General features: G+C 53.3%; 27 protein-coding genes and 2 pseudogenes. 24 read left to right on the plus strand and 5 right to left on the minus strand.

All coding sequences use genetic code 11. The features are described 5' to 3' along the window. Nucleotides 1–85 precede the first annotated feature (85 nt). Nucleotides 86–947: pseudogene (gene istB, locus GZH91_RS18385) on the plus strand (IS21-like element helper ATPase IstB). On the opposite strand, the pseudogene GZH91_RS08255 reads toward istB, so the two are convergent. From GZH91_RS08255 to GZH91_RS08270, 5 genes and pseudogenes are all read right to left on the minus strand, one after another. Beyond that, nucleotides 925–1,430: pseudogene (locus GZH91_RS08255) on the minus strand (IS5 family transposase); the annotation flags it as partial. The pseudogenes istB and GZH91_RS08255 overlap by 23 nt on opposite strands. Nucleotides 1,431–1,524: 94 nt before the next feature. Further along, nucleotides 1,525–2,697, minus strand: a complete 1,173-nt coding sequence (locus GZH91_RS08260) for a cytochrome-c peroxidase (protein ID WP_147074999.1) — start codon at nt 2,695–2,697, stop codon at nt 1,525–1,527. A 50-nt stretch (nt 2,698–2,747) separates the two neighbouring features. Next, nucleotides 2,748–3,467, minus strand: a complete 720-nt coding sequence (locus GZH91_RS08265; protein WP_232522230.1) for an SCO family protein — start codon at nt 3,465–3,467, stop codon at nt 2,748–2,750. A gap of 43 nt (nt 3,468–3,510) precedes the next feature. Continuing rightward, the gene (locus tag GZH91_RS18315) at nt 3,511–3,687 is read right to left on the minus strand and encodes a hypothetical protein (RefSeq protein ID WP_332835334.1); all 177 of its coding nucleotides are present in this window, start codon (nt 3,685–3,687) and stop codon (nt 3,511–3,513) included. Between the two features lie 2 nt (nt 3,688–3,689). After that, on the minus strand, nt 3,690–4,889 hold the full coding sequence (locus GZH91_RS08270) for a selenium-binding protein SBP56-related protein (RefSeq protein ID WP_269778480.1): 1,200 nt from the start codon (nt 4,887–4,889) through the stop codon (nt 3,690–3,692). Nucleotides 4,890–5,416: 527 nt separating this feature from the next. On the opposite strand from GZH91_RS08270, the gene GZH91_RS08275 reads away from it, so the two are divergent. From GZH91_RS08275 to GZH91_RS08385, 23 genes are all read left to right on the plus strand, one after another. Further along, the gene (locus GZH91_RS08275) at nt 5,417–6,226 is read left to right on the plus strand and encodes an ABC transporter permease (protein WP_223264648.1); all 810 of its coding nucleotides are present in this window, start codon (nt 5,417–5,419) and stop codon (nt 6,224–6,226) included. Nucleotides 6,227–6,228: 2 nt separating this feature from the next. Then, nucleotides 6,229–7,122: an ABC transporter ATP-binding protein gene (locus tag GZH91_RS08280; RefSeq protein ID WP_223264647.1), complete on the plus strand. Its 894-nt coding sequence runs from the start codon at nt 6,229–6,231 to the stop codon at nt 7,120–7,122. A gap of 9 nt (nt 7,123–7,131) precedes the next feature. Next, entirely contained in the window at nt 7,132–7,956 is an 825-nt protein-coding gene (locus tag GZH91_RS08285) for an ABC transporter permease (RefSeq protein WP_223264646.1), read from the plus strand. 14 nt (nt 7,957–7,970) lie between these two features. Next, nucleotides 7,971–8,777, plus strand: a complete 807-nt coding sequence (locus tag GZH91_RS08290; protein ID WP_147074997.1) for an ABC transporter ATP-binding protein — start codon at nt 7,971–7,973, stop codon at nt 8,775–8,777. Nucleotides 8,778–8,846: 69 nt separating this feature from the next. Then, on the plus strand, nt 8,847–9,938 hold the full coding sequence (locus tag GZH91_RS08295) for an ABC transporter substrate-binding protein (RefSeq protein ID WP_147074996.1): 1,092 nt from the start codon (nt 8,847–8,849) through the stop codon (nt 9,936–9,938). 67 nt (nt 9,939–10,005) lie between these two features. Continuing rightward, complete coding sequence (locus GZH91_RS08300; protein ID WP_147074995.1) at nt 10,006–10,413, plus strand: OsmC family protein; 408 nt, start codon at nt 10,006–10,008, stop codon at nt 10,411–10,413. 40 nt (nt 10,414–10,453) lie between these two features. After that, nucleotides 10,454–10,837: a glycine cleavage system protein GcvH gene (gene gcvH, locus GZH91_RS08305; protein ID WP_147074994.1), complete on the plus strand. Its 384-nt coding sequence runs from the start codon at nt 10,454–10,456 to the stop codon at nt 10,835–10,837. Between the two features lie 192 nt (nt 10,838–11,029). Beyond that, nucleotides 11,030–11,986 carry an ISL3 family transposase gene (locus GZH91_RS08310; RefSeq protein WP_147074993.1) on the plus strand — a complete coding sequence of 319 codons (957 nt, stop codon included), beginning with the start codon at nt 11,030–11,032 and terminating at the stop codon, nt 11,984–11,986. A 9-nt stretch (nt 11,987–11,995) separates the two neighbouring features. Next, nucleotides 11,996–12,568, plus strand: a complete 573-nt coding sequence (locus GZH91_RS08315; RefSeq protein ID WP_223264645.1) for an SCO family protein — start codon at nt 11,996–11,998, stop codon at nt 12,566–12,568. A gap of 59 nt (nt 12,569–12,627) precedes the next feature. Then, a complete protein-coding gene (locus GZH91_RS08320; RefSeq protein ID WP_147074992.1) occupies nt 12,628–13,014 on the plus strand; it encodes a DsrE/DsrF/DrsH-like family protein in 387 nt (128 codons plus the stop codon). A gap of 30 nt (nt 13,015–13,044) precedes the next feature. Then, nucleotides 13,045–13,278 carry a sulfurtransferase TusA family protein gene (locus GZH91_RS08325; protein ID WP_147074991.1) on the plus strand — a complete coding sequence of 78 codons (234 nt, stop codon included), beginning with the start codon at nt 13,045–13,047 and terminating at the stop codon, nt 13,276–13,278. Between the two features lie 54 nt (nt 13,279–13,332). After that, on the plus strand, nt 13,333–14,469 hold the full coding sequence (locus GZH91_RS08330; RefSeq protein WP_147074990.1) for an NAD(P)/FAD-dependent oxidoreductase: 1,137 nt from the start codon (nt 13,333–13,335) through the stop codon (nt 14,467–14,469). A 10-nt stretch (nt 14,470–14,479) separates the two neighbouring features. Further along, nucleotides 14,480–15,235 (plus strand): hypothetical protein, encoded by a 756-nt coding sequence (locus tag GZH91_RS08335; protein WP_147074989.1) that lies wholly within the window; start codon nt 14,480–14,482, stop codon nt 15,233–15,235. Between the two features lie 167 nt (nt 15,236–15,402). Beyond that, nucleotides 15,403–16,677 carry a PAS domain-containing sensor histidine kinase gene (locus GZH91_RS08340; protein ID WP_223264644.1) on the plus strand — a complete coding sequence of 425 codons (1,275 nt, stop codon included), beginning with the start codon at nt 15,403–15,405 and terminating at the stop codon, nt 16,675–16,677. Continuing rightward, complete coding sequence (locus GZH91_RS08345; RefSeq protein WP_161984221.1) at nt 16,667–17,275, plus strand: response regulator transcription factor; 609 nt, start codon at nt 16,667–16,669, stop codon at nt 17,273–17,275. The genes GZH91_RS08340 and GZH91_RS08345 overlap by 11 nt, the downstream gene beginning before the upstream one ends. A gap of 172 nt (nt 17,276–17,447) precedes the next feature. Further along, nucleotides 17,448–18,008, plus strand: coding sequence for an OsmC family protein (locus tag GZH91_RS08350; protein ID WP_161984222.1), 561 nt, complete (start codon nt 17,448–17,450; stop codon nt 18,006–18,008). Between the two features lie 78 nt (nt 18,009–18,086). Continuing rightward, entirely contained in the window at nt 18,087–19,943 is a 1,857-nt protein-coding gene (gene dsbD, locus GZH91_RS08355; RefSeq protein WP_161984329.1) for a protein-disulfide reductase DsbD, read from the plus strand. Between the two features lie 7 nt (nt 19,944–19,950). Beyond that, nucleotides 19,951–21,375 (plus strand): dihydrolipoyl dehydrogenase, encoded by a 1,425-nt coding sequence (gene lpdA / locus GZH91_RS08360; protein WP_147073460.1) that lies wholly within the window; start codon nt 19,951–19,953, stop codon nt 21,373–21,375. Nucleotides 21,376–21,626: 251 nt separating this feature from the next. Then, nucleotides 21,627–22,133: a DsrE family protein gene (locus tag GZH91_RS08365; RefSeq protein ID WP_147073458.1), complete on the plus strand. Its 507-nt coding sequence runs from the start codon at nt 21,627–21,629 to the stop codon at nt 22,131–22,133. 15 nt (nt 22,134–22,148) lie between these two features. Further along, the gene (locus GZH91_RS08370; RefSeq protein WP_147073456.1) at nt 22,149–22,733 is read left to right on the plus strand and encodes a hypothetical protein; all 585 of its coding nucleotides are present in this window, start codon (nt 22,149–22,151) and stop codon (nt 22,731–22,733) included. Then, nucleotides 22,696–23,280 carry a TlpA family protein disulfide reductase gene (locus GZH91_RS08375; protein ID WP_223264570.1) on the plus strand — a complete coding sequence of 195 codons (585 nt, stop codon included), beginning with the start codon at nt 22,696–22,698 and terminating at the stop codon, nt 23,278–23,280. Before GZH91_RS08370 ends, GZH91_RS08375 begins: the two co-directional genes overlap by 38 nt. Before the next feature lie 362 nt (nt 23,281–23,642). Further along, entirely contained in the window at nt 23,643–24,539 is an 897-nt protein-coding gene (gene lipA, locus GZH91_RS08380; RefSeq protein ID WP_147073454.1) for a lipoyl synthase, read from the plus strand. Between the two features lie 28 nt (nt 24,540–24,567). Beyond that, nucleotides 24,568–25,167, plus strand: coding sequence for a hypothetical protein (locus GZH91_RS08385; RefSeq protein ID WP_161984118.1), 600 nt, complete (start codon nt 24,568–24,570; stop codon nt 25,165–25,167). Nucleotides 25,168–25,311: the final 144 nt, after the last annotated feature.

Raw genomic sequence — 25,311 nt, forward strand, 5'->3', positions numbered from 1 at the left:
TAAATCGGCGTTGACATATGCAGCCAGGATATCCTGGAGATCGAGATCGCGGAATCGGATCTCTCGCTTTATGAGGGGCATGGGGATGACCACTGACCGACTGATCACTTCCGGCATCCCAGCCGCAACCGATCCGCTGCGCACACCGTTGGCGCGCCTCAAACTGTCATATGTGTTCGAGCACTTTGAATCGCTGGCCCAACCAGCCGGCGCCGAACAGTGGCCTCACGTCGAATATCTGGCGCGGCTGATCGAAGGCGCGGCCCATCGGCGCGAAGACCGCAGCATCCAGCGACGGGTGGGGCTCGCCCGCTTTCCGGTACTCAAGACCCTCGACCAGTTCGACTGGGGCTGGCCGAAGAAGATCAACCAGCCCCAGATCCAGAACCTCTTCCGCCTGCGCTTCATCGAGGACAAGGCCAATGTGATCTTCATCGCCAACGTTGGCCTAGGTAAAAGCCATCTCAGTACCACCCTCGGGCACACCGCCTGTCTGCGCGGCTACCCGGTGCTCTTTACCACCGCGGTCGATATCATCACTCACTCTCTGCGGCGCAGACGCATGGCAACCTCAAGCGCGAACTGCACAAGTATCTCCAGCCGCGCCTGCTCGTAGTCGATGAGCTCGGGTATCTGCCCATCGACAAGCATGGCGCCGATCTGCTCTTCCAGGTCATCAGCGAAAGGTATGAGCGCGGCTCCTCATCATCACCTCCAACCGCCCCTACAAGCACTGGCCAGAGATCTTCAATAACGACAGTACGCTCACCTCGGCACTCCTGGATCGGCTACTCCATCACGCCGAAGCCGTCCTCATCGAGGGCAAAAGCTATCGCATGAAAACCAGATCGAGGCCTGATTCGCCTCGCTTCGCAGGCGATCTTCGATCACGAGTTTCAAACCGCCAAGTTCAAACAAAATTCACGCCGCCGCGCACACGGCACTGAGTCCTTCAATCAATTGCGCAGCCTGCGTGCAATCTGCTGTGGTACCGTGCGTAACAATAATTCGGATCGGCATACCAAACGCATCCACGGCCAGATGTAGCTTGGTGTTGAGCCCCCTTTTGTAAGACTCATGGCTTGATTGCCGCCACGGGCGCCTGCGGCATGCGGATGAACCTTGATATGGCTGGCATCAATCATCAGCCATTCGTAATCAGGATCGTCGATCAATTGCTCCAGCAATGCCTCCCAGGCGCCGTTGTCACGCTATCGGCAGAACCTTCGGTGCGTGTTCTTCCAGTCCCCATACGAGGGCGGCAAATCCCGCCACGGTGCGCCCGTTCTCAAAATCCAGCATACCGCATTGATAAATCGTCGGTTGTCGTGTGCGATGCCGCCCACACGCCTTTTACGCTCCGGCAATCGCGGCTCAAGTAGCGTCCACGCCGCATCGGAGATGTCATGTTTTTGATAGGCCTCAGCCATTCGCGTCCCCCGCAGTTTATGTAAAAAATTACTTTAACATATCTCGTGACGACACTGTCTAGGGTCTGCACATGACATACCTATAGGACGAAATTCAGGGCTTGCCCAACACGGACTCCATGTACACGTCGGCCGGGTCCTTGAGCAGCACGGGCAAGGTCACCGGCGCGCTGCGGGTATTCTTGACCAACGCCTCCACGTTGTCTCCCGTTAGGGTCTTCAGGAAGGCCACCAAGGCGGATTTTTCCTCGGCGTCGAGCTTGAGTGGCACCAACAATGGCGATTTGTTCTCATTGTTGATACCTCCCTTGTCGTAGAACTCCACCACGTCTTCCAGTGTTGCTAACGATCCGTCATGCATGTAGGGAGCGGTAAGCGCCACATTACGCAGGATAGGGGTCTTGTAGGCCCAGCGATCCTTTGGATTGTGAGTCACCTCGTAGCGACCCACATCCGCTTGGAGTGGTTCGAAGGATTGGAGTAGTTTTCCCATTACTTGCACGTAGTTGCCAGGAGCGAGCTGCACCTTGTAGAAGCGGCGTTCCGGAAACATGGTGCGCTCCCATCCTATGCCGGTATTGTGGAACTGGTGGTCAGTGAACAGGGCGTGCTTTTTTCCCACCAAGTGGCAGACGAAACAACGCCCTTTTCCCATGAACACCTGAAAACCCCGTTGTTCTTGGGGATTAATGGCGTTTTTGTCGCCACCATAGTACCAGCGATCAAAACGGGAGTTACCGGAGACAATGGTACGCTCGAAACTTGCCAATGCCTGTCCGATGCGTTCTGCCGTGACCGGCCCACCGAAGGCGGCTTTGAACAAGCCCTTGTATTCGGGCAATTGACGCACTTTTTCTACCACATAGCCCATAGAGGGCATGTCCATCTCAGCTTTGTTGAGCAAGGGACCCCAAACCTGGTTTTCCAGTGTAAATTCGCGTCCATCGTCGAACATGGAACGCTGATAGCCTACGTTAAAAGTTGTAGGCGTATTGCGGCGCAGGCTACGGCCTTCCGTGCCGATGGCTGTACCCAGATCGTGGGAGGTAAAACCCTGTTCCGGTACGTGGCACATGGCACAGGAAAAGGTGTTATTGTGGGACAGACGACGATCCACAAACAGCTTGCGACCCAGGTCGATTTTTTCCTGGGTCAACGGATTATCAATGGGAATGGGCATCGGTGGCAGGCCCAGGGGCGGATTCAGGGTGACCGGGGTGCCGAGGGCGAAAGCAGTGACTTCGAAGGCAAGACCTAAGGCTAACACTATGTGGCGATAAAGATTCACCCAACGTAAGCCGGCATCCTCCCTTCGGTTCACTGCAGTTTGACCTTCTCTTCCATCAGCAACGTAATAATGTCGTTGTAGACCATGTCCGGTTTCAGATAGGCCGAGCTATATATCTCGCGGACTTCTCCATTTTGGTCGATAAGAAACACTTTAAGGTTATGGCTAAATCCGCTCACAGCCTGCTTGGTAACAGGATTTCTTACTCTGAATACGTCCTGACCGTAATAATCCAGAATGGGCAGTAATTCCGTGACAGAGCCCGTGGTTAAAAATTTCCACTCCACCCATTTTTTTTTGTCGGTCTCGCCACTACCATACAATTTCATGACCTCGGGCGTGTCTCGCTTAGGATCAAACGATAGGCTAACCAGTCTAACTTTTCCATGTAGATGGGAATTCTGTTCCAGACGATTTTTTAACTGATGGAATACCAAATAGGCATAAGGACAACCGGCAGGATCTGAACAGGATGAGTAGATAAAAGATAACACTGTCACTTTACCCTTGGTGAATTCCGATAGGTGCTTGCGTTTACCATCAGTATCCAACACCAGACCGTCTCCAGCAGGCATGATGTGCATTAGTTTATAGGTGCCCGGTGTGGGCATTTCGAAGCCGCTCACTTCTCCTACCGCATTATTGACCGGTTTGAGGTTGGCCGCCTGTGCAGTAAGAACAGGCGGAATCAGTAAGCAAAAGAATAGCCAGACAAAAAAACCGCCCCTCCAAAGGGAGGGACGGAACACGCTACGCTGAGTCACATCTGGAACACACATTTTTCCGCTCTAATCAGGGCTTGTTCAGGGCTTGTTTGATGTTATCCAGCCCATCTGCCTCAGCCCGCAACGGTCGAAGTGTGTTCAGGTCAAGCGCCTGGAATTTCATGTGATGGGCACGCCCGAGTTTTTGCTTGTAGAAATCGATCGCGAAGGCCAGCTTTAACCGTTTGCCGTTCCAGTTGTACATTTTCAGGAACTGTTCGTCATCCTTACCTTTCTTGTCCCAGTTAGACAACAGGGAGCTGGTAAAATAAATGCGTTTGCCATCCCAGCTCTCGGAGACCATATTGACCTGGGAGCCGATCTTTTTTTGTAGACTTCCTTCGGATGCATCGGGTCATGGAAATCCCAGAAGCGTGTCATACCGTCCATAAAGGTATTGATCCACATACCTTTGCCGTCCTTGTTAAGGGAAATGTCAACCGGTAGCGGAATTTTGGCTGGGTCGCCGATGGTAGCTACGTCGTGAGCCTGCCATTCGCCTTTGCTGTCCTGCTTGTAGACCCATATCTGGGAAGTCAGCGCAGTGGTGGTTACTGCCCAGTTGTCACCCTTCTTCAATGACCAGCGAGCTTCCAGTGGCGCGCCTGGCGTGTTAAATATCTTAATCGGCTGCATCGTCTTGAAGTTCCACATGATCGAGGTATTGCCGAAGTTCTTCATCGCTTCAGGGTCTTTTACCAGTTTACCCAGATCCATCATGTAATTGTTCCAGCCCGTGAAGGATGTGGAGAACATAACGTTTTCGTTCGGGTTGATCGCCACATCGTAGTCATAGCCGTCACCCTTGACGCCATCGATGATGGTAGTAGGAACAGGTACGGTCTCCACGTACTCACCCTTATTATTGTAAATGACGTTGTTAGTGACGCCACCATGATCCTTGTTGTTGGAAAGACCGGTGATGATCATGCGACCGGGGATGGCATAGAAAGTGTGGGGGCCGACAGTGCCGCCGGACTTCGCGACGAAATCCTTGATAACTTTGACCAGCCTGGGTTTGGCCGGGTTAGTTGCGACGTCGAAGATGAAAATGTGACTGTCATCCAGGCCACCAGCCCAGAGTTCACGGCGATCGTCAGTAAACCCCATATGGTGAGCCTCGTTGCGACCGCCCACGGATACGCTGTTGATCACCTTGCCGTAGGTCTTGGATTTGGGGTTCACACTCACCGTCACCAGCTTGTCTGAGCCATCACCCAAGCCCTTTACACCCAAGGTCCAGACGTAGACAAAGTCTTCCTGACCCTTGATCAAGGGGGTGAATGGGGAGCAACTGGTTTCGTCGGCAATACTTGTTGTGGGTAGTGCAGTCACACCCAGCGCCACGGCTGCGGACACGGCAACTGCCAAACTTTTTACGGAAAAACGGGGTTTGCATAGGGTCATGTCAGTCTCCTCAATCCTCAATAATTATCATGGAACTTATCGCACAGACACCCTCTTCCAAGAATGCCAAGGCGACAATCGGACTATATTAAGCAATAACCATACCATGGGTGGGTAGTTTTGTTCCTTATCAATTAGTTACCAATATCCCATCTGTCTTCTGCGCTAATGTCGTGACAGTCTGAGTCAATTAATAGTGACAATTTGTCATATGATCAAGTCATGATACCCATCACGCTGTGACATTTTGTCACTTCTCTGATATTGGATAGCTATGATAACTCGTACGAAATGGTTATTTAAAAGGCTGATTTATTTACATTTTTATTAATCTCCGTAGGCAGGGAAGTCATTGGCATGAGAATTGCTGGTTATTTCTGCGTTTCTTGTTGCGGTATTCCAGTTCAGCAAAGCTCGCTTGGCGTGACATCAGTTCCTCAGTAACAGTGCAATTAGATGGCGATATTTTCTCAGTTTCGGCCAAATTGCGGGCGATTAAATCAGCACTTCCCTAAAGGGGGGGATAAATGAAAGCGCTCTGGTGGAAAAGTCGTAAGTTTTGGCTCATGTGGGCGGGGTACGCGGGCGCGATCGCGATTTGGTATGCGAGCGTGAAATGGCTGCCGATTGATTCGTTCAATCGTCTGCCGGATCCGTGGGCGGTCGCGCGCGAGTGGTTCAGCCCGCATCCTGCTTTCGGGGTCTCCGTTTTTACGCCGATCTACTATGTCCATATTTTCTATAGCGTCTACCGTGCAACGGCGGCATTTTTTCTCGCGGTTCTGCTCGGTGTTCCCCTGGGTATTCTCATGGGGTGGAGCCGTACTTTCGATATGTACGCGTCCGCATTGGTTGGACTCCTGCGGCCGATTCCGCCGCTTGCCTGGATACCGCTCGCGATTCTGATATTCCCCGGCATAGAAATCGCCGTTATCTATGTAACCTTCCTCGTGGCTTTCTTCGCGACTACGATGAATACCTATGTGGGCGTGAAATCGATCGACCCCGATTATTTTCGCGCCGCCGCGTCGCTGGGCTCCAAACCGCGCGACGTGCTGCGCCATGTGATTATTCCCGGCGCGCTACCGAATATTTTTACCGGATTGCAGATCGCGATGGGCGCGGCTTGGTTTTCGCTCGCGGCCGGAGAAATGATTGCCGCCCAGTATGGGCTCGGGTTCATGATTTTCGAGTCCTACAATTTGATCCAATTCCCGACGATTGTAATCGGAATGGCGACTCTGGGTATTGCCGGTTTCATCAGCAGCACGTTGATTCGCGTGGTGGGAAATCGGCTCATGCGCTGGCGCGTACAAAGTTTCGGGATGAAGGGGTAAGTATGACGGCACAAGCAAGCCATGCGATCGACGCAGCGATGGAGAAGTCATTAACGGCCATGGCACCCAGGCCAGATGTGGGAAGCCTTTCAATCGAGAGTGTCAGCAAGACATACGACCCAGAGGGTGCGCGCGTGGTTGCGCTGCACGATTGCAGCGTCGATATCGCACCCGGTGATTTTCTGGCGATCGTGGGGCCGTCGGGTTGTGGCAAGAGCACGCTCATGAACATCATCGCGGGTTTTGACAATGTGACGGAAGGACGGGTACTGCTGGATGGGCAATTGTTAGCTACACCGTCGTCCCCGCCGAAACCCGGCCCGGATCGTGTCGTGGTGTTTCAGAACGGCGCCCTGTTTCCTTGGAAGACTGTCTTGGAAAACGTCATGTACGGTCCTCTTGTCCAGCACAAGATGGCGCTCGATGCGGCGGAGGAAAGGGCAATGGATCTCTTGACCAAATGCGGCGGCTTGGACAAGGTCGCGGCATCCTATCCTCCTCAGCTCTCATCGGGAATGCAGCGCCGTGTCGAAATCGTGCGCGCATTGATAAACGAACCCAAAATCCTGCTGCTCGACGAACCTTTTCGCGCGATGGATACGGTATCGAAAAACACCATGCACCAGCACTTGCTCGAGATGTATCGCGTGTGCCGCAAGACGATCCTATTCATCACGCACGATCTCGAAGAAGCCATTTATCTGGCCGATAAGGTGATTGTCATGACCTCGCGTCCCGGCACGATCAAATCGACGATCGCCGTGAATCTGCCTCGTCCGCGCACGCCGGAGATGATGCTGGGCGCGGAGTATCTGGCGCTCAAGGCGCAGGCGATCGCGAGCGTGCATGAAGAGGCCAAGAAGGCTTTCGAGCGTGGGGAGCGGGAACATGCTTAAGGGGAGAGGATGATGAAAGCGGCTGAAGAAAGTATGAAAGCTTCCATCGCGGATCGGCCTGTCAAGCGCAGCAGGCGGCTGCCTAAAATGAATTGGCGCGGCGCGCTCGCCGTGGCTGCTTTCTTTTTGGCCTGGCATCTTCTGGTGCTGCTGAAAGCACCGGGTTTTCGGGAGGTTGCCTCTCCTGTCGAAGTGCTGCACACCTTCCTCACGCAGTATATGGGTAACCCGAAGTACTGGAATTCGTGGGTGGCAAGCTTTAAACGCGTTATCTACGGTTTTGTGCTGGCGCAGGTGCTGGGTATTCCCTTGGGGCTGTTGCTTGGCACCCGGGAGACTTTCCACAACCTGGTTTACCCGGTGATCGAGATATTGCGGCTGATTCCGCCGCTGGCATGGGTACCGATTTCCATTCTGTTTTGGCCGACGACAGAGCTGAGCATTATCTTCATTACTTTCATTGGTGCATTTTTCATTATCGTGATCAACGTGCATGACGCGGTACGCAATATTAAAAAAGAACATTACTGGCTCGCGCTATCGCTAGGAGCAAATGGCAGCCAGGTGTTTCGCCGCATCATGATCCCATCGGTGATCCCGTCCATCGCCGTGGGGATGACGCTCGGCATGGCCGTTACCTGGAACGTCGTGATCGCGGCCGAAATGATCGCGGGCGACAACGGACTCGGGCGTCTTACGTGGGAAGGTTATGTAAGCCATACGGTGACTGTCGTGATCATCGGTATGATCAGTATCGGACTTGCTGGGTACTTGTCGACCATTGGTGTGGATTATCTGGAAAAGAAAATGATGCCATGGCGCAGCACGCGTTAAAGGAGACGGTGGGGATGAATACGACGGCGCTAAAAGGCGAATTGACAGTAACAGGTTTGCGGAAATGGTATCACCGCAGAGATCAAGCACCGGTGCATGTGCTCGAGGATTGTTCGTTCCGAATCGAGCCGGGGAAACTGACCGTCGTGATGGGCACTTCGGGCTGCGGTAAATCCACATTGGCTTACATCTTGTGTGGCTACATCAGCCCGGACGAAGGCCAGGTCTTGATGGACGGCCAACCGGTTAAAGAACCGGGATCCGATCGCATTATGGTATTCCAGGAAACGGCTTTATGGCCGTGGATGACGGTGATGGAAAATGTAGTTTTCGGGCCGCTGGCTAAATCGCGCACCGGCCGCGATGAAGCGACGCGCAAGGCGCTGGAGTTGCTCCGGAAATTTGGCTTATCCGAATTCAAGGACAAATATCCCGGGCAGCTTTCGGGCGGCATGAAACGCCGCGCGGAATTGGCGCAAGCCTTGATCAATAGCCCGAAGCTCATGGTGCTGGATGAGCCTTTCCGGGGACTGGACGTCATGACCCGGGAATTGATGCAGGAATACTATATCAAGCTGTTCGAAGAAACGCGGCTGACAACCGTGTTCATTACTTCCGAGCTTGAAGAAGCGATTTTTCTAGCCGACCGGATTCTGATCATGGGCGGCACGCCCAGCAGAATCGTCCGCAGCCTGGAGGTCGACCTGCCGCGCCCGAGAACTTTCGATGTGCTGGCGACCGCGCGTTATCTCGAGATCAAGAAGGAAGCACTAGAGGTACTTTATGGCGAGAGCATGGAACAGCAGGCCATGGCCTGTTAAGACTTTGCCAGCTTGACCGCGAAACGGAGCGCGCGGTTTAGTTCGCTTCACTACCAGGAGGAAATCACCATGAAATGGGGATATAAATGGATCGTTGGCAGCTTACTCGCGGGCATACTTGCCGGGGGGGCGACAGTAGCAAGCGCGGAAGAAGCAGTACACATTACCTATGGTTACCACCCTTACTGGACGGGGGGGTGGAGCGGCGTGATCATCAAGGCCAAGGATCTGTGGAAGAAGTACTTGCCGCCAGGCAGCACCGTTCGTTTCGAGCCGCAGCTTACCGGGCCTCCCATGGTAGCGGCACTCTTGGCAAACAAAATGCAAATCGGGACCATGGGCGACATGCCTTCCTTGGTGGCGACGACCAAATTCAAAATTGCCGACATCCGCTTGGTTTCAGTGCCGATGTATAGCAACGGGCAAATTTGTAACAAAATACTGGTGCGCAAGGATGCACCGCAGTTCAAGGACTACAAGGAAGCGATGAAATGGCTGTCGGGCCGTCCCTTTGCCGTGCACAAGGGCACTTGTACGAATCGTTTCGTGGAGTCACTGATAGATCAAGGTGTATTCAAGCCTTCCGAAGTATTGAGCATGCCGATCGAGGTGATCGCCAGCAATTTCGAGGCAGGGAAACTCGATGCGGCGGCGATGTGGGAGCCCCATGCCCGTAGACAGGTAGACCTGGGTAATGCCCGTTACGTGGCGACAGGCGCGCCTTGGGGCGAGACCGATGCGGACTTCACTCTCATGCGTGAAGACTTCATCCAACAGCATCCGCAAGCGGCGGTTGGGTGGCTTAAAGCAGAGATTGAAGCAATCCAATTCATGGGTAAACACCCCAAGGAGACGGCGCAGATCATCGAGAAAGAGTTGACGGGCTATCCCGCGAAAACCGCATGGGCGGCGCTGTATGAGCGGAACCCACCTGAAATCGGCGGCGATCCGGTGAATTACATCGGCAAGATGGTTTTCGATCAGGACGTTCTTAAATTGATGAATAAGGGGTATGCCTTCCTGTACAAGCTCAAAGTGACGGATACGCCGAATATGCCCGCGCATCCCATTGACGATGCACCGCTTAAACAGGCATTAAAGGAAATGTCGCTAACACCTCCCATCGCGGTAATTCACGGCATGCCGAAAACCGCATATTGATAGTAAGCGTGATTGCCGGAGACATGGGTCTCCGGCGTTACCGAAGTTGCTATCAAAAGGAGAAACGATGGAAACGCATACCGCCAGCTGTTCCTGGGCGCCCGCATCGGGGTATCAGGCGCAAACGCCCTATGGCGAGATTAAGATGTTCGATGAGGGGGGGCATCGCGCGGTCGAATTGATGCTGCTTGCCGCCGCCGCCTGCCTGGATTTTTATCTGGTCGAATACGTCCGTGAGCGAAAGCTCCCCGTAACGCTGCTCCATGTGACTTGCGAAGGCGAGATCAGCCAGCATCCGGAACGGGTGTCCGCGATCAGTACCAAGATCAAAATCGACGGCGAATTGAGTGATAAAGAAGTGAAAAAAATGGTAAGCATGTGCGAACGCGCGTGCAAAGTAATGAACACATTTAAGCATCAACCGCAATTGCATGTCACTGTCGAACCGCTATCCACAGCGCCGGCTCATCAGTAGCATTAGTTCGCAAACTAGGTTCGCGAAAAGGAAAATGAGAATGACCCCGACAGATCGTTTGTATCATAAGGACCACCTATGGGTGAGGCAGGAAGGAGAAAACGAGGCGTGGATCGGCGTGACACATCACGCCCAGGATAGCCTCGGTGAGGTGGTGTACATCGAGTGTGCCGAAGTGGGTACCGAGATCAGACAAGGAATCTCTTTCGGAATCATCGAATCGGTAAAAGTCATGTCCGATCTTATCTCCCCGGTTTCGGGGACGGTTCTCTCCGTGAATGACATGGTATCGGCTGATCCCTGTTGCATCAACCGCGACCCCTATATGGAAGGGTGGCTTTTGAAAGTAAAGATCGCGGATATCAGCGAGCTGAGCGGATTGATGACCGCCGAAAACTACGAACGTCACGTAAAAGGTTCCTAGCCTGAATGTTTTTCTAAATTCGTGTGGTATTCGCGCATGGTTTTGATGCCGAAAGTTTTGTGAAGAAACATCGCCGCTGAAACTTTTCCTGGCAAAGAACAGACAGTGACGGACATTATATATTTCGGTTCTTCAGACATTTCTGTGGGTAAGTAGTACGCCGCTGCGCATGTTATTCAAGGAGGATATGCGATGGACAGCGTGGCGTTGTACCGGCAACTGCATGGGCTGAGTGAGCCTTGGACGGTGGAGCGAGTCGAATTGGATATGGCGCAACAGAATGTGGAAGTTCATGTGGGCCACCCGGCGGGGCAGCGGTTTGCCTGTCCGGAATGCAGACGGGAGCTGGGTGTGTATGACCACATGGCCGCGCGCGGCTGGTGCCATCTGGACAGCTGCCAGTTCCGCACCTACCCCTATGCGCGCCCGCCGCGGGTATCGTGTCCAGAGCATGGCGTGCGGCAAATGGCGTTGCCCTGGGCGCAAGCCGGCAGCCGCTTCACGAAGCTGTTCGAAGCACTGGCCATTGATGTCCTGCTGGCGGCGAACGTGCAGAGGGCAGCTTTGATCCTGCGCATCACCTGGGACGAAGCCTTGCACCTGATGGAACGGGCCGTCAACCGGGGCCGTGCGGCCAAGGCAAACACGATACCGGAATTGATCGGCGTGGACGAGAAGGCGATTGCCCAGGAGCACCGTTACATGATTCTGGTGTGCGATCTGGAAGAATCGACGGTGGAATACATCGGGGAAGGCCGCAAGGAGACGAGCCTTGCCCCATACTTCGAAGCTTTCCCTGCGGTAGCCCGAGAGAGAATCGGGGCCATTAGCCTGGATATGTGGCCGGTTTTTATCAACGCCTGCCGGGCCCAGGTGCCCGGTGCCGATAGGAAAATGGTGTTCGACCGCTTCCACCTCATGCCCCACGTCATGGCGGCGGTGGACAAGGTCCGGAAACAGGAGCACAAGGCGCTGATGCAGGTAGGTGACGACACCCTGACCAAGAGCAAATATCTGTGGCTGACCAACCCGGAGAACATGACAGACAAGGCTCGCGTTCGTTTCGATGAATTGAAGGCGCTGGAACTCAAGACGGCTCGCGTCTGGGCGTTGAAATTCGATAAAGCTTCCTTAAAACGCATTGGGTGATGTCTCAGCATGAAAACAAATGTGCGTCGCATTTTGTACAAATGCTTGGTGATGATTCTAGGTCTTCTCGTGGTGTCGAGTGCCTCTGCGCGTTCACTTGGGGGCGATTTTGAACTCGAAGATACTGCTGGGCACTCTGTAAGGTTAAGCATGTTTCACGGCAAAGTGGTATTGCTCGCATTTGGTTTTACCCATTGCCCAGATATCTGTCCAACTACCTTGCTCCAATTCGCACAACTCTCGTCAGCCCTCGGTTCCAACAGTGATCGCGTACAAGCCATTTTTATTTCGGTCGATCCAGCACGCGACACGCCGGAGGTACTGACCAACTATGTAGGTGCCTTCAATAGGAAAATTCTTCCGCTCACGGGTACGCGGGCCGAACTGATGAAGGTTGCGAAACAATATGGTACGTATTTCCGCTATGTTAATACCGGCGGATCCTTGGGATACAGCGTCGATCATTCTGGCAACACCTATGTAATTGACGCGCAGGGCAAACTCAGCGCGATTTATCCGTTTGGTACACCGCTTGAGGAAATTGAACGTTATGTCGAAGCACTATTGCAGCACTCAAGATGAGCTGGGGAAATCGCCACCGGATCTCACATCGTAAAAATCGATAAACAGGAGGTTTATAAATGGCATTGAACATTGTTCTCGTGACCGGTACCCGCGAAAAACTGCAAATGGCAGCGATGATCGCCGCTGTATCTGCTGTCAGCGAAGAGGAAGTAAACGTTTTTGTTTCAATGAATGCCATTGAGTATTTCATGGTTGATGGTGCTGGAAAATGTGCGCCTTCAGAAGGAAAACTCGGAGAACTCTTGGAGAGCAAAAATGCACCTCCATTTATGCAGATAGTGGAGCAGGCAGTTGAGTTGGGAGGTGCAAAATTTTATCCCTGCTCGATGGCCATGGATTTGTTGGGTGCAGGCCAGCCGGAATTATTGCCCTTTATGGAGAAGCCGCTTGGCCTCACTAAATTTTTGGCAGACACCAGGGGTCAACAAGTCCTGGTGTTTTAGTACCTAAAACATTTGGAGAATAAATCCGAAATGAGTGAACAAAGTAAAGTGGTGGACGCACGTGGAACGTTTTGTCCTGGCCCCTTGATGGAATTAATCGCACAGATGAAGCAATCACAGATAGGTGACTTAATCGAAGTGTGGTCCACAGACGCGGGGTCAGCCGCAGACATTCCTGAATGGATTAATAAGGTCGGCCACGAATACATATCCAGCATAGAAGTGGAGGGCGTGTGGCGAGTCCTGGTTCGCAAGAAAAAATAGTTCGCGTAGCTAGTCACCGATAGCAAATTAACATTTTATACAAGGAGTAGTGAGATGAAGATACTTGTGGTGGGTGGAGGTACGGGCGGTACCATTGTTGCCAACAATATGGCGCGCAGATTGCACCATGAAATGAAGGCGGGCAAGGCGCGGATTACCATGTTGTCGGCATCCGAGCGACACATGTATCAGCCAGGCCTGCTTTATGTGGCGGTTGGTCGCATGGCACCCGATGAATTGTACCGGGACCAGAAAGGGCTGCTCGAGCCAAGTATCGAGTTTCACGTTGACCCCGTAGAAACCTTCGATTTTAAAGAAAACAAAGTGATCACCAAGAGCGGCCGCACCCATCAGTATGACATCCTGATCATCTCCACGGGTTCGCGAATGATGCCAGAATCGATACCGGGATTGGCGGAAAGCGCAGAGACTTTTTACACCGAAGAGTCAGCGATCAAGATGTTCAAACGCCTGCGTGAGTTCCAGGGTGGAAAGGTTGTTATCACCGTTGGCGTCCCGCACAAGTGTCCGATGGCACCTCTGGAAATCACCTTCATGCTCCACGATTACTTCAAGGAGCGTGGGCTGCTGGATAAAGTGCAGATTCATTACACCTACCCGATAGGCCGCGTCCACAGTCTGGAAAATGTTGCCAAATGGGCGAAACCAGAATTCGATCGGCTAGGAATTACCTACGAAACTCTGTTCAATATGAAGGAGGTTGATGCCACGAATAGTATCTTGAAGAGTGAAGAAGGCACCGAAGTCAAATATGACCTGCTGATCGGAATACCTCCACATAAAGGGATGGAGGTTATCGAGAAAAATAGCATTGGACAGAGTGGCTGGATACCGACCAATCGGAATACCCTAAACATGGATGGGGAGTTCAAGAATGTATATGTATTGGGGGATACTACCAATATTCCAATAAGTAAAGCCGGCTCGACAGCACACTATGAGGCGGAGGTAGTGGCGGAGAACGTGGCATCTATAGTAAAAATGGGGGTGCCCGTGCGCGAATATGACGGAAAGGTTTTCTGTTTTATCGAGGCCGGGAAAGACAAGGCTACCTACGCCATGTTTACCTACAATAACCCACCCGACCCCAAGGAACCGACTCAAGCCGTGCATTGGTTCAAGATGGCATACAATAAGCTGTACTGGTCCAGCGTGCGCGGTATCCTTTAAGAGGCCCACTATGAATAAGCAAGCTGAGCAGGTTGAAATACCGGGCGCTGGCGCCGTTTCCGCAGATGTGACGCGGCTGGCCGAAAGTGCCCGAGATGCACTTTCTGATGACATTGTGGCGCGGCTAGCCGGCACGCTCGGGGAGGCGGTTGACTTACTCGACCGCCTTAATCGAAGTGGTGTAGCGCAAGCGTTCCCCACTATTTCGGCGTTGGTGTCGAACGGAGATTTGGAACGGCTTGTACACCTGGCCCGGTTGGTGGGTTCTGCTCAGGACGCAGTGAGCGACGATATCGTCGGTCGTGTGGCAACCGTAGCAGCGGATGGCATTGATCTGCTTGATCGTGTCAATCGAAGTGGAGTTGCCACGGCCCTGCCTGCCATTACCCAACTGGTTCAAAACGGCGATCTTGACCGGCTGATCGGGCTTGCACGGGTTGTGGGCTCAGCCCAGGATGCACTCTCCGACGACATTGTGTCCCGTTTGGCAGCAGCGATGAGTGACGGGCTGTCGTTGCTTGAAAAAGCCAATCGGAGCGGGCTTGATCGATTACTGGAAGCCCTCGAGAGGGAAAATCTTGTAGCCGATTTCTTTGGTTGTCTAAACCGGGCTGCGAAGGATGCGAAAGCAGCCGGGAAATCGCGCGGCGGGATCGGCGGCCTCTGGGATATCGCCAAGGATCCCGGCACACAAGATGCGATACGTTATTTTGTGGCCTTCGGTAAGCATTTCCGGGATTGTCGGCTGGCTCAGGATGGAGGCTGACCGAGTTCGGCATCGCAGCCCCTCTTGTTTCACTCGCGATGCCTTACCCGCTTAGCGCCCTCGGGAATCGGCCTTCCTGCCCATGATGGGTGGCGAAAGATTTTTAACATCGCGTTGCGCGTTGCACTTAGACGGTAGGTTTAAGTTTTAAACGAGGAGCGCATATCTTGGTTCCGTATTCGCAGTGGTTTCTAGCAGGAGCAGCATCGCTACTCGCGATGGTGGCCGTGGTCGTCTATGTCCTGGCGTTGAACCGACGTCTCCAGCAATCAAAACACGAGCTCGAAAAGGAAATTGCCGAGAGGCGACGAGCCGAAGAACGGTTAGCGGAAAAGGAGAACCGCCTGCGGCTGATCATCGAATCCGAACCTGAGTGCGTAAAGTTGCAGACGATCGATGGCAAGCTACTGGAAATGAACCCTGCCGGGCTGGCCTTGGTCGACGCGGAGAGGCCGGAGGAAATTGTGGGTTCCTCAGTTTATCGCTTCATCGCACCTGCATACCGGTCGGCCTATGAGGCTCTGACAAAGCGCGTGTTCCAAGGAGAATCCGGGGTCATGGAATTTCAGATCATCAGTTTGAAAGGCCATCACCGCTGGCTCGAGACGCACGCGGTTCCATTACTCGGTTCCAGTGGGGAGACTGTGGCACTGCTTGGCATCACCCGGGACATTACAGGCAGGAAGCGTGCGGAAGAGGAAATGCGAAGGCACAATACAGAACTCGCCCATGTTTCGCGCCTCACGATGATGTGCGAAATGGCATCTACGCTTGCGCACGAACTCAATCAGCCCTTGTCGGCCATTTCCAACTACACGCGCGGATGCATGCGCAGAATACGCTCCGCCAGCAGCACCAGAGAAGAAATTCTTGCCGCGATGGAGCTTGTCTGTGTCCAGGCAGAGCGGGCAGGGGAAATAATTCGAAGCATCCGGGCCTTTGTGAAGAAAGGGGAGTCGTCCCGAATGCCTTCGCAAATCAACGCCATTGTGAGAGACGCGGTGCGCTTTGCCGATCCGGAAGCGCGCCAGCATGGCGTCGGTATCCGCTTGCAGCTCGCCGAGCAGTTGCCGCCCGTGCTCGCAGACGCGATACAGATCGAGCAGGTGATCCTGAACATTGTTCGAAATGCAATTGAAGCCATGGACAGCATGAAATTCGGCAAGCGAGAAATCGTCATCGAGACGGCGCTTGGCGAATGCGATGCTCTCGAAGTGCGTGTGACAGACACCGGTCCCGGCATGTCGAGTGTGAAATTTGAGGAGGTATTCGATCCCTTTGTTTCGACCAAGCCGACTGGCATGGGGATGGGGCTGACGATCAGCCGATCTATCATTGAAGCGCACGGCGGACGGCTATGGGCTACGCCAAACCCGGGCCGGGGACTTACGTTCCGGTTCAAGCTACCAATGACGAGGGAGGTACACGATTATGCTGCCTGAATCGACCGTTTTCGTTGTCGATGACGATGAGGCGATGCGAAATTCGCTACGCTGGTTGATCGAGTCCGTGAAGCTGCCGGTTGAAACCTACGCTTCCAGTGCCGAGTTTTTGGATGCGTTTGAGGGGATGCCTGGATGCCTCATCCTGGACGTGCGCATGCCGGGTATGGGGGGGCTGGACTTGCAGGGAAAACTGCGGGAAAAAAGCATATGCCTGCCTATCATCTTCATATCCGGGCACGGGGATATCCCGATGGCGGTGAATGCAATGAAAGCCGGCGCCATTGATTTCATCGAAAAGCCGTTTAACGACCAGGTGCTGTTGGACCGGATATATTACGCCATCGAGCTTTGCAAACGCATGCGCAAGACGCGTGAGGCACAATTCAACATCGTCGCCAACTACCGCTTGCTGACTTCTCGAGAATGCCAAGTGGTGGAGGGGGGCGTCGCTGGAAAATCAAACAAGGTTATTGCCGCTGAACTGGGTGTGAGTTGGAAAACCATCGAAGTGCATCGTGCCAATGCAATGCGCAAAATGCAGGCCAATTCGCTCTCCGAATTGGTCGGAATGGTACTCCACCTGCGCGCCGCCTAAGTGAATTCCCTAATCCACTCTACATGTTCGTCCCAATTTACAGGTGGTGCTGTCCGGCGCTGTAATGGAAGCACGTGGCAGGCATTTGCTTCATTCTCCTGCTGCTGCGCGGTCTTGAATGGCCACCATCGCGGGGCCGCGATCCAAATCACTTTAAAATGGAGGAGAAATCATGTCTCAAGCATCAGTTAAAGCAGCTCTGCTCAACACGATCGAATCGATCAAAGCCAACCCTGGCGCAGCGCGCCTTGTCTTCCGTGCCGACACCGAGTTGGTCGAGGACGTTCGTTGTAGCGCGAAGGTGCGGGATTTTGCGTCAATCACCGTAACCGAACCTCCGGCGCTGGGAGGTAAAGATGAGGCTATGAGTCCCGTTGAGCTCGTGCTGGTCGCGCTCGGAACCTGTCAGGAGATTATGTATGGCGCATACGCCTCCGTGATGGGGGTCCCGTTGTCCAAGGTCAAGGTGGGAGTGAAGGGTAATCTCGATTTGCGGGGCCTCTTCGCCATGGATGACGCTGTGCCGCCAGGCTTCCAGAAGGTGACTTTCGAAACCACCATCGACAGCGCGGCGGACGAAGCGACCATCAAGAAGCTGATCGAAACCGTGGAAAGCCATTGCCCGGTACTGGACACGCTGGTGCGTGCTATCGAGGTCACGGGGAAGGTATCGATCAACGGCGGGCCCATGAAATCACTCCAGTCACACCAAGAAGCCGCAGTCGCGACCTGATCAATGAAAATCACAAATTTCGGAAACTTAACGATGACTAACAAATACGAATCTTTTCGCACTAGCCGAAGTTTGATTATGCGTTTTCTGCTCATGTTGTTCATGCTGTTCCCGATTTACGCTCAGGCAATTGCAGAAGGGGATTTGCTGGAACCCCAGCAAGCGTTCAAGTTTTCGGCAAGGGTGCTGGATGCTGATACCATCGAAGTCCGCTATCAGATAGCGGAAGGCTATCACCTCTACCGCGACAAATTAAAGTTCGAAGTATCGCCCACCGATGTCACGCTGGTAACCCCGCAACTCCCCCCCGGCAAAGTGGAGCAGGACGCGATTTTCGGCCACATGGTAGTCTATCGCCACGATGTCAAAATCAGGTTGCCTCTAAAACGTGGCAACCCAAATCTCCAAACCATCACTTTAAAAGCCGTCTCTCAGGGATGCGCCGATGCGGGCGTATGTTACCCCCCTCAGGCACAGGAAGCAGTGCTTCAATTGGCTGCTCAGCCTACGCTGGAGGCGGGAGGTGGCTTGGCCGGACTCGCACAATCGCAAACCGCTGCACCCTCGCTCCAACCAAGCACCAAGGAAGCAACGAGTCCCGCTCTTGCAGCCACCGAAGCGCCGCAATCCGAATCCTCCCGGATCGAAAATTTGTTCAAAGGCGGCAGTTTCTGGCTGATTGTGAGCTTTTTCTTCGGTGCCGGACTGCTGCTGGCACTGACCCCTTGTGTATTCCCGATGATCCCCATCTTGTCCGGCATTATCGCGGGGCAAGGCCAGCACCTGACCAAAAGGCGTGCTTTTGCACTTTCGCTTTCCTACGTCTTGGGCATGGCGATGACCTATGCGCTTGTCGGTATTGCGGCTGGACTGTCTGGCAGCATGCTCTCGGCTGCGTTGCAGAACCCTTGGGTGCTAGGTGCATTTGCACTGATCTTTGTCGTGTTGGCTTTTTCCATGTTTGGCTTCTATGAACTGCAACTGCCGAATGCCATTCAAAGCAAGTTTTCGAATGCCAGCAACAAAATGAAAGGCGGCAGTACGGTCGGCGTATTCGTCATGGGCGTGTTGTCCGCAGTGATTGTCGGGCCGTGCGTAGCAGCACCCCTGGCGGGTGCCCTGTTGTATATCGGACAGACCCACAACGTCTGGCTCGGCGGCTCCGCGTTATTTGCCATGGCATTGGGCATGGGTGTGCCGCTGATTCTGGTGGGCGTATCTGCCGGTGCGCTTTTACCTAAAGCGGGCGGCTGGATGAACGCAGTCAAGAGCTTCTTTGGCGTGCTGTTGCTGGGCGTGGCAATCTGGCTGATTTCCCCTGTGATTCCCGATCTCGTGCAGATGCTTTTATGGGCTGCGTTGTTGATTGTTTCCGCAATCTATCTTAGTGCGGTTGATCCTTTACCGTTGACCGCGCGGGGCTTTTCCAAATTTTGGAAGGGTGTAGGCATGATTGCATTGGTCACCGGTATTTCCCTGCTAATCGGCGCTTTGAGCGGCAGTCGCGACATTCTGCAGCCTTTGGCAGGTTTGCATGGAAATACGGCGACAAGCGCCGGTGCACAAATTGAACCTACCCTTAAATTCGAGCGAGTCAAAAGTGTTGCTGATTTGGAGACGCGCATCAAGCAGGCCAGCGGCAAATTTGTCATGCTGGATTTTTATGCGGACTGGTGTGTTTCCTGCAAGGAGTTCGAGCGCTTTACCTTCAGCGACGCTCGGGTGCGAGACAAACTCAAGGATGTTGTACTGCTTCAGGCAGATGTTACTGCCAACAATGCCGAGGACAAGGCGCTGCTCAAGAAATTCAGTCTGTTCGGCCCACCCGGGATTATCTTTTTTGATAAAAATGGCAACGAAGTCAAGTCGGCGCGCACTATCGGTTATCTGCCCCCAGACAAGTTTTTGGATAACCTTAACATGGCTCTTCGCTAGGTAACCCATGATTAAACACATCGTGATAATCGGTGGAGGACCTGCTGGCTACGTCGGCGCTATCCATGCAGCGACGCACGGCGCGAAGGTCACGTTGGTGGAAGCCGCGGAAATCGGCGGTACCTGCCTTAACCAGGGTTGCATTCCGACCAAGACCTTGGTAGCCACCTGCGCTTTGTTGGAAAAGATACGCCACGCTGCAAGCGTCGGGATACAACTCGATGGCAATGCAATTCCGCGCTGGGATGCGATGAAAAGCAGCATGAACAAAACCGTCAATACTTTGACGGGCGGCGTGCGGGCATTGCTCGCCGATCGCGGAGTGATCTCGATCTCGGGGCTTGCGCATATGAGCGGCCCACAGTCGGTGATGGTCGAGGGCCACGGAGAGATATGCGGGGATTTTATTCTGCTTTGCACGGGATCGCATGCTATACGCCCATCGACTTTTCCATTCGATGACGAACGTGTCGTGACGAGTGACGAATTGCTGCGCTGGGAGACGCTGCCTCGGTCTCTCGTCATTGTGGGCGACGGCGTCATCGCGTGCGAATTTGCCTTCATCATGAATACCCTGGGTGTCGAGGTCACTGTGATCGGAATGGGCAAGAGCCCGCTCTCGACGCTCGATCATGAAATATCTGCGCTTATCGGTTACGAGATGCGCAAGAAGAAGATCCGTTTCGTGGGTAATAGTGCGGTCCGCGCATTGAATTTGCATGCCGGATCCGTAACTGCAGAGTGCGATGGCGACATCACTGTGGAGGCTGAGCGCGCGCTGGTTGCGGTGGGAAGACGCCCAAATACATCTGCTCTCGGATTGGAAGCGATCGGATTAAAAACGGGGGCATTGGGTGATATCCCGGTAGATGAGTACATGCGATCGCAATTTCCCAGTATCTATGCTGCTGGAGACGTCAACGGCCGCGTTTTGCTTGCCCACGCTGCTTCAGCTCAGGCGCGCGTGGCAGTCGATCACATGCTCGGGCTTGCGCCGCGGAAGATCAATGCTAGGGATATCCCGCTTGCCGTATTCACTTCCCCAGAGGTAGGTTGCGTCGGTCTGACGGAGAATGAGGCGAAGAATATGGGAATCGATGTTCGCTGCGGAACGTTCAACCTGCGTGGGCTCGGCAAGGCCCAAGCCATGGGTGAATTATCGGGGATGGTTAAGGTAGTTGCAGAAGTGCAAACAGGACGCTTGCTCGGTCTTCATATAGTTGGAGCCCATGCTTCGGATTTGGTCCATGAGGGAGCCATCATACTGCGTCAGGCTGGAACCGTGGAAGACCTTGAGCACACCATACACGCGCATCCCACGCTCGCTGAAGGAATACAGGAAGCAGCCGAAGACGTCTTCGGTCACGCGATTCATAAAATATTGCAGAAAAAAGAAAAAATCCGGGTATCACCTTTGGATAATTGTTTGTAGCACACCAAACGCACTTGATGGAGTGGGGAGCGAGGCCGGCACGGTATGGCGATAATCACATATCCCATGAAACCATGCGTATTTGGATTCGCCTCTTTTTGTGGAGTTAATTTATTGGAGGAATTTTTATAGCCCTTGGGGAATTATAATCACTCACTGAACGTAAGTTTGTGACCGGTGCATGGATTTTATGAGTTTGCACGGGTTGTAAATGCGTAGTTTTTCTTATTTCAAACGAAAAGGAGAGCGAGATGAAAACCAAACCGTTTTTCATGGTGTTGTCATTGTTTTTGTGGGTATTAAGTGCCAGTTTTTCCGTTTATGCCGCGCAACCTCCTGATGACAAAGAGGCATTGATGGGATTAACCGATGTTAAAGTGATTTTTGACATAACCACGGGCGATGCAAAAAAACTTTTGTCGCGTTTAGGATTAATTGAAGAGACTCGTGATGGAATGGTCAAGCAAAGGGTCAAACCGCATTTTATTCTCGCTTTTCGAGGACCAGCCAGCCTCCTCGTACAGAAGGATCAAAGTCGGGTTAAGTTGGAGGATATTGAGGTGATGGAAAAAATTCAACAAAAGCTTAAGGAAATGAGTAAGGATAAAAGTTACAACCTGGAACAGTGCGCAGTAGCCAACCGTTATTTAAAGATCAAGAACGAAGACACTATTCCAGAACTTAAAGTGATCGGGAACAGTTTCATTTCAATGGCGGGGTACGAGAACAGAGGATACGCTTATATACCAATCGACTAAGACGAGAATATAAACATGGCATTGAATAAATTATTAGCGCTAACAATTGCCGCAATGGCTTTTGTCTCGGTTCCGGCTGTTGCTGATAACAGCCGGGTGAAAATTCAACATGCTGTCGATCCAAAAACAAGTATTGAATCATGGGTGCTGCAGGACGATGGCGTCGAAGTTGAGCTGATACAGATTAGCCCTGACCAAGCCCGCGGTTTTTTCCTCGCCCGTGGCTTTAATCGGGGGGATGTAGATTACTATGCGGCAAGCTGCGTTTTTGCAACTGTGGTAAGGAATCAATCGCCAATGACTATTTCGTACCACCTGGCCGATTGGCGATACGCGACAGCAGATAGTGTGACACGAAAACTTAAACTTAAGGATGACTGGTTGCGTGAATGGCAGCAACGTGGTGTTTCGAAAAGTGCGCAGATTGCATTCGAGTGGTCTCAACATCCCACTAACCAGACGCTGGAGCCCAAAGACTGGAATCAGGGCATGACCACTTATCAAGTGCCGCATGGAAGTCAGTTCGATTTGACCGTAAAATGGAAAAAAGGAAACAAGAATTATGTGGACACAATCAGAGGGATTCGCTGTGCAGATTAAGCGGCTTCGAGTGCTTTTGTTTACGCTTGCCATCGCATCCGGATTGCTGCTTAACATGGAAGCCAGTTGCGCCGCTGGTGAAGAAGTTTTCAGCCCGTTTCCCGGTCACCCAGCTGCACCGAAGCTCAAGCTGCTTAACATGGATGGTAAGCAGGTAGACCTTGAAAAACTGAAAGGCCAAGTGGTGCTCGTCAACTTCTGGGCGACCTGGTGTCCTCCGTGTCGACGTGAAATGCCTTCCCTGCAACGGCTTTGGCTAAAACTCGGGAAATCAAAGCTACAAATCGTGGCGGTAAATGTAGGAGAGGATGCGGATACGGTTCTCAGCTTTATGGGAATGCTTGACGTTTCACCGACTTTTCCGATCGTCTTCGACAAAGACAGCGCTGTCTTGCGCGCCTGGCCTGTCAAGGGCTTGCCTACGACTTTCCTGATCGACAGAAAAGGCCATATTGCTTATCGAGCAATCGGTGGTCGAGATTTCGATAGTCCGGAGAATATTCGCTTTATAACTGAGCTATCGGCCAGTAAAATTGGGAGCAAATAATACCCCGTATTTTGAAAATAAAAATGGGCATTAGCAACTGTCCTCCAATTTTGTAGGCACCCGAGCGTTATTAAGATAACTGTGATGGATGTGCGTTTGAGTGGGAAGCAATATGTCGAAGGGTTCAAGATTGAAGTAGCCGGGTAATGGGTGGATCGGGATTGTTCCGAATCTGATGTGGAGGATAGCTCGGCGTTACCACTAAGCGCCTGTATGGCTGGATCAAGGAATACGGAGATTAGAATGATCAACAATCATTCAGTTTATGCGCAAATTCAAGAAGAAAAGGTGACCAGTTCGGGCTCCGCCAGCGTGCGCAGTTCCATTTCCTCATATTAACTGTCGATTAGGAGGCAAGTCCGTTGGGTAACCAAACTGCTCGGCCAATACTTTTACGCAAGCCGATCTGGATAACAACGAAACTCGCCGGGGAAGGGCTGTACGGACGGACGGACCTTGCTGTACATGGGGGTCTGCTCCATACTGTTTGCGAGGAGGCGAAGTGCCCCAACCGCAGTGAATGCTGGAGTCGCGGCACGGCGACCTTTATGTTGTTGGGAGATATATGCACGCGCGCATGCGGGTTTTGTGCGATAAAAAGTGGACGTCCGACCTTTCATGAAACCGATGAGCCGCGCCAAGTCGCTGACGCAGTGGCGGCAATGAACCTCAAGTACGTTGTCCTCACGTCTGTTAACCGTGACGATCTACCAGACGGCGGGGTTGGCGTGTTTGCGGACACGTTGCGTGAACTGAGGCGACGCTGGCCGGGGATTGGAGTCGAATTTTTGACCCCCGACTTTCGTAACTGCCAGGAGAAGGCAATTCAGGGCGTGCATGATGCGCTTGCGGGCTTGCCCGAAGGAGCGAATCGGACCCTTGTATGGGGCCACAACGTCGAAACCGTACCCAGACTCTACCGGCAAGTAAGAAAAGGGTCGAAATACGAGCGCTCCCTCGCGCTGTTGGAGGCGGTTGCACGCCTGGATGCTGTGGAAACCAAGTCCGCGTTAATGCTCGGTCTGGGGGAGACGCGAGATGAGGTCGTGGAAGTGCTTGCTGACCTGCGCGCGCGCGGTGTGAGGCGCGTTTCGCTCGGGCAATACTTGCAGCCCACGCTGCATCACTTGCCGGTCCTGCGATATTTGCCTCCGGACGAGTTCGCAGACTATGAGCTAGTTGCGCGCAGATTGGGTTTTACGTGGGTGAAGGCAGGACCATTAATGAGAAGTTCGTATTACGCCGAAGAGCAGTCGTAATTTATTTCCGGGCGTGACAGGAAAATCGTTGCTCGAAGCACCCTCCAGTCCAGTGCTGACGTTCGAGTCCGCGCGCGATTATGGCGATGTCTGGGCACTGACCGAATTGTGGAATTCGCTAGGTTTTGACCGCCTGCGTCAGATATTTCGGCGTACACGCCTACCTGCCCCGGGGAAAACTGCGGCTGTGCCGGCCGGCAATCTGGTCCTCGAAGAAGCGGAGCCGGAATCGACCGCGAGCCGCTTTGGCTACGGCCGGCGTTACCTTGCCCGGCCCAATGCCGTGCCGGTCGCCCCCCTGAGCCTGCCGTTCACCTGCCTTCCGGGCGACCAGGCGACCTACGAGCCGGTCAATCCGCCCCTGTTCGGCGCGGTGCGGGATGCCGCCCTGGATTTCTGGGGGCGGCGCGTGCTCGAAACCAAACTCAAGGTGCCGCCCGACTCGGTGCCGGAGTCCGTCTATCTGCTGAATGCCGGCCCCAATCGCTTCGGTGCCCTGGATTTCCGGCCCGAGATGGAGAGCCCAGAAGCCCCGGCGTTCAGGCGGAGGAGGTCACTGCCATGCAGTGGGTCTTGTTGTTCACCGCAGCCACTTGTGGCAGAATGCGTGCCTGTGCCAGAACTGTGACGCACTGGCGTCACATAAATGGTTGCTGCGGCGCTTTTGGGTGCCAGTTTGGGATTTGGCGAGCGCAGAGCGCATAGTTAAATCAAATAGTTAAACGTGGCGCATGGGTTCGCAACCCCTTGACATGGTGGGGGTCGTTGGTTC

Origin of the sequence: Sulfuriferula plumbiphila, from assembly GCF_009938015.1 — a bacterium.
Taxonomy (GTDB): domain Bacteria; phylum Pseudomonadota; class Gammaproteobacteria; order Burkholderiales; family Sulfuriferulaceae; genus Sulfuriferula; species Sulfuriferula plumbiphila.

Coding starts and splice junctions, on each gene's coding strand:
- GZH91_RS08375 (WP_223264570.1), top strand. CDS start 22,696: ATGTGGACACAATCAGAGGGATTCGCTGTGCAGATTAAGCGGCTTCGA.
- GZH91_RS08350 (WP_161984222.1), top strand. CDS start 17,448: ATGTCTCAAGCATCAGTTAAAGCAGCTCTGCTCAACACGATCGAATCG.
- GZH91_RS08330 (WP_147074990.1), top strand. CDS start 13,333: ATGAAGATACTTGTGGTGGGTGGAGGTACGGGCGGTACCATTGTTGCC.
- GZH91_RS08280 (WP_223264647.1), top strand. CDS start 6,229: ATGACGGCACAAGCAAGCCATGCGATCGACGCAGCGATGGAGAAGTCA.
- GZH91_RS08285 (WP_223264646.1), top strand. CDS start 7,132: ATGATGAAAGCGGCTGAAGAAAGTATGAAAGCTTCCATCGCGGATCGG.
- GZH91_RS08325 (WP_147074991.1), top strand. CDS start 13,045: ATGAGTGAACAAAGTAAAGTGGTGGACGCACGTGGAACGTTTTGTCCT.
- GZH91_RS08300 (WP_147074995.1), top strand. CDS start 10,006: ATGGAAACGCATACCGCCAGCTGTTCCTGGGCGCCCGCATCGGGGTAT.
- dsbD (WP_161984329.1), top strand. CDS start 18,087: ATGCGTTTTCTGCTCATGTTGTTCATGCTGTTCCCGATTTACGCTCAG.
- GZH91_RS08320 (WP_147074992.1), top strand. CDS start 12,628: ATGGCATTGAACATTGTTCTCGTGACCGGTACCCGCGAAAAACTGCAA.
- GZH91_RS08290 (WP_147074997.1), top strand. CDS start 7,971: ATGAATACGACGGCGCTAAAAGGCGAATTGACAGTAACAGGTTTGCGG.
- GZH91_RS08275 (WP_223264648.1), top strand. CDS start 5,417: ATGAAAGCGCTCTGGTGGAAAAGTCGTAAGTTTTGGCTCATGTGGGCG.
- GZH91_RS08370 (WP_147073456.1), top strand. CDS start 22,149: ATGGCATTGAATAAATTATTAGCGCTAACAATTGCCGCAATGGCTTTT.
- GZH91_RS08310 (WP_147074993.1), top strand. CDS start 11,030: ATGGACAGCGTGGCGTTGTACCGGCAACTGCATGGGCTGAGTGAGCCT.
- GZH91_RS08335 (WP_147074989.1), top strand. CDS start 14,480: ATGAATAAGCAAGCTGAGCAGGTTGAAATACCGGGCGCTGGCGCCGTT.
- GZH91_RS08365 (WP_147073458.1), top strand. CDS start 21,627: ATGAAAACCAAACCGTTTTTCATGGTGTTGTCATTGTTTTTGTGGGTA.
- GZH91_RS08295 (WP_147074996.1), top strand. CDS start 8,847: ATGAAATGGGGATATAAATGGATCGTTGGCAGCTTACTCGCGGGCATA.
- lpdA (WP_147073460.1), top strand. CDS start 19,951: ATGATTAAACACATCGTGATAATCGGTGGAGGACCTGCTGGCTACGTC.
- GZH91_RS18315 (WP_332835334.1), bottom strand. CDS start 3,687: ATGTACAACTGGAACGGCAAACGGTTAAAGCTGGCCTTCGCGATCGAT.
- GZH91_RS08315 (WP_223264645.1), top strand. CDS start 11,996: ATGAAAACAAATGTGCGTCGCATTTTGTACAAATGCTTGGTGATGATT.
- gcvH (WP_147074994.1), top strand. CDS start 10,454: ATGACCCCGACAGATCGTTTGTATCATAAGGACCACCTATGGGTGAGG.
- GZH91_RS08345 (WP_161984221.1), top strand. CDS start 16,667: ATGCTGCCTGAATCGACCGTTTTCGTTGTCGATGACGATGAGGCGATG.
- GZH91_RS08270 (WP_269778480.1), bottom strand. CDS start 4,889: ATGACCCTATGCAAACCCCGTTTTTCCGTAAAAAGTTTGGCAGTTGCC.